Annotated in this window: 3 protein-coding genes; 1 reads left to right on the forward strand and 2 read right to left on the reverse strand. The window is 72.4% G+C overall.

All coding sequences use genetic code 11. The annotated features are described in order from the left end of the window. Window positions 1-932: EamA family transporter (locus tag FNH04_RS44165; protein WP_152791866.1), on the forward strand; the 932-nt coding region annotated here is incomplete at its 5' end. Here the strand turns inward: FNH04_RS44165 and FNH04_RS44170 are convergent. Both FNH04_RS44170 and FNH04_RS44175 read right to left on the reverse strand, forming a co-directional pair. Then, entirely contained in the window at window positions 860-1360 is a 501-nt protein-coding gene (locus FNH04_RS44170; protein WP_228031989.1) for a GtrA family protein, read from the reverse strand. The two genes, FNH04_RS44165 and FNH04_RS44170, sit on opposite strands and share 73 nt — an antisense overlap. Window positions 1361-1887: 527 nt before the next feature. Further along, window positions 1888-2824, reverse strand: a 937-nt coding sequence (locus tag FNH04_RS44175) for a lipid II:glycine glycyltransferase FemX (RefSeq protein WP_152791867.1), incomplete at its 5' end; no start/stop codon positions are given.

Here is a 2824-nt window from a genome sequence, read left to right on the forward strand (position 1 = left end):
CCCCGACGGGTTCCGCCCCCGCCGGGCGCGCCCCGCGCCGGGACTCCCTCGGGCCGGTCGGGCTGGTGCTGGGCGGGGCGGTCTCGGTGCAGTTCGGCGGGGCGCTGGCCGTGAGCCTGATGCCGCGGGCCGGGGCGCTGGGCGTGGTGACCCTGCGGCTGCTCGTGGCCGCGCTGGTGCTGCTCGTCGTGTGCCGGCCCCGGGTGCGCGGGCACTCGCGGGCCGACTGGGGCACGGTGATCGTCTTCGGTATCACCATGGCCGCGATGAACGGGCTCTTCTACCAGTCGTTGGCCCGTATCCCGCTGGGCCCCGCCGTCACGCTGGAGGTGCTCGGCCCGCTCGCGCTGTCCGTGGTCACGTCCCGCCGTGCGGTCAACCTGGTCTGGGCCGGGCTGGCGCTCGGCGGGGTCTTCCTGCTCAGCGGTGGGGGCTTCGGCGACCTGGACCCGGTGGGCGTCGGCTTCGCGCTGGCCGCGGGCGCCATGTGGGCGGCGTACATCGTCTTCAGCGCGCGTACGGGGCGCCGCTTCCCGCAGGCCGACGGGCTGGCGCTGGCCATGGCGGTCGCGGCGGTGCTGTTTCTGCCGCTGGGGGCCGTCGAGTCGGGGACGCGGCTGCTCGACCCGACCACGCTCGCGCTGGGCGCCGCCGTCGCCGTACTGTCGTCCGTCCTGCCGTACACGCTGGAACTCCTCGCCCTGCGCCGGCTGCCCGCCTCCACCTTCGCCATCCTGATGAGCCTGGAACCGGCCCTCGCCGCCACCGCCGGCTTCCTGGTCCTCGGCCAGGTCCTCTCCCCCACCGAAACCCTGGCGATCACGCTGGTCATCGCGGCGAGCATGGGGGCGGTACGGACTCAGGCGGGGAGGGGCAAGGCGGCCGGGGTGCCGGTGAAGCCGGTGAAGCCGGTGAAGAAGGTTGGTGACTGAGAGCGGCAGCCCTCCTTCCTGCCTGTCGCCAGGCCCTCCGCCAGGCCCTCCGCCCGCCCCTCGGACCGGTTCCGGCCGCCGGCGAAGACGAACAGGCGCAGCAGCAGGAAACGCCCGCTCCCTGCGAGGCCGGAGGCGCCGAGGTAGACGGTCTGCTGCCAGAGCGTGGAGGGCGAGGACTGGACCGCGTACAGGACGTACATCGCAACGCACGTCACGACGTACGCCGCTGTGGCCGATCCCGCGGACTGCAGGTGTCGGCGCCATCCGGCCCGCCGCCCGGTGCCGAAGGTGAACAGGGCGTGGAGCTCGGTACAGAGAAGGGTGCCCACCACCGTGATCACCGCGTTCGCCAGCGCCCAGGGCATCAGCGTGGCCAGCAGCGGTATCGCGGCGCTGGACGCGACCCCGACACCGCCGCCGCACAGGACGAACCGCGCGAAGGAGGCGAGTGGGCCGGGGGAGGAAGCGGTGGCCGGGGCGGCAGAGGCGGAACTGGTGGCAGACGTGGCAGTGGGAGCGGGAGTGGCAGAGGCAGCAGGAGCGGCAAAGGCAGCAGGGGCAGCAGGGGCAGCAGAGGCGGCGTAGGCAGCAGCCGTGGCGTTGGCCTTGGCCGCCGAGGGTCTGGATGCGGCGTCGGCCGCGTCCGGCGCCGTCCGTGCCGTGCGCCGCGCCCCGCATGCCGTCCGTGCCGTGCGCCGTGCCCCGCATGCCGTCCGTGGCTTCGAGGTGAGCGGCGAATGCATGGCGGGGTCCTTCCGGGGGCGGCTGTGAGCTCGGGGATCGGTTCGAAAATTGCAACTGAGATCTGTGGGAAACAGCTGCAATTTCTCTTGAAATCAGCTGAGATCCACGATGCCGCCGGCCACCCGCCCGCCACGAGGGGGCGCACTCCCGAATCGGAGCTGGGGCTAGCCACACCATGGCGGTCCGCCTCGCCCCAGGAACCGACTCCTCAGCGGCGCGACATGTACAGGTCCAGCGCCTTGTGCAGCAGCCGGTTCAGCGGGAAGTCCCACTCGCCGAGGTACTCCACCGCCTGGCCACCCGTGCCCACCTTGAAGCGGAGGAGGCCGAGGAGGTGGTGGGAGTCCTCCAGGGTGTCGGTGATGCCGCGCAAGTCGTAGACGGCAGCGCCGAGTTGGTGGGCGTCGGTCATCATGCGCCACTGGATGGCGTTGCTGGGCTGGAGCTCGCGCCTACGGCTCGTCGAGGCGCCGTAGGAGTACCAGACGTGCCGGCCGACCGTCAGCATCGTGGCGGCCGACAGGATGTCGCCCTCGTGCTGGGCGAGGTAGAGGCGCATACGGTCGGGGTCCTCGGCCGTGAGCGCCGTCCACATGCGCTGGAAGTACGGGAGGGGGCGCGGAATGAAACGGTCGCGCTCCGCGGTCTCCGTGTACAGCTCGTAGAAGGCGGGCAGGTCGTCGTATCCGCCCCGGACCACCTTCACCCCCGCCTTGTCGGCCTTCTTGATGTTGCGGCGCCACTGCTGGTTGAGGCCGCGCTGGATGTCCTCCAGGCTCCTTCCGGCGAACGGGACCTGGAACACGTACCGGGGCTGTCCCGCCGCGAAGCCGTCCTCGCCGCCCGGGTCCGTCTGCCGCCAGCCCATGGCGCGGAGCCGGTCGGCCACGGCCGCGGCCCGGTCGTCGTGCTCCGTGGCCCGCGTGTCGCGCAGTCTCCGGGCCGCCGGGTCGGCGATCGCCGTCTTGACCGCGTCCGCGCTCCAGCGCCGTACGGCCACGGGCGGCCCCATCTTCACGGAGAAGGCGCCTGTGGTCTTCAGATACGCCAGCATGGGCGCCAGCCAGCGGTCGGCCAGGTCGGGCGCGTGCCAGTCGATGACCGGCCCCTCGGGCAGATACGCGAGGTAACGCCTCATCTTCGGC

It is taken from the genome of Streptomyces phyllanthi (genome assembly GCF_009377205.1).
Lineage (GTDB): Bacteria > Actinomycetota > Actinomycetes > Streptomycetales > Streptomycetaceae > Streptomyces > Streptomyces phyllanthi.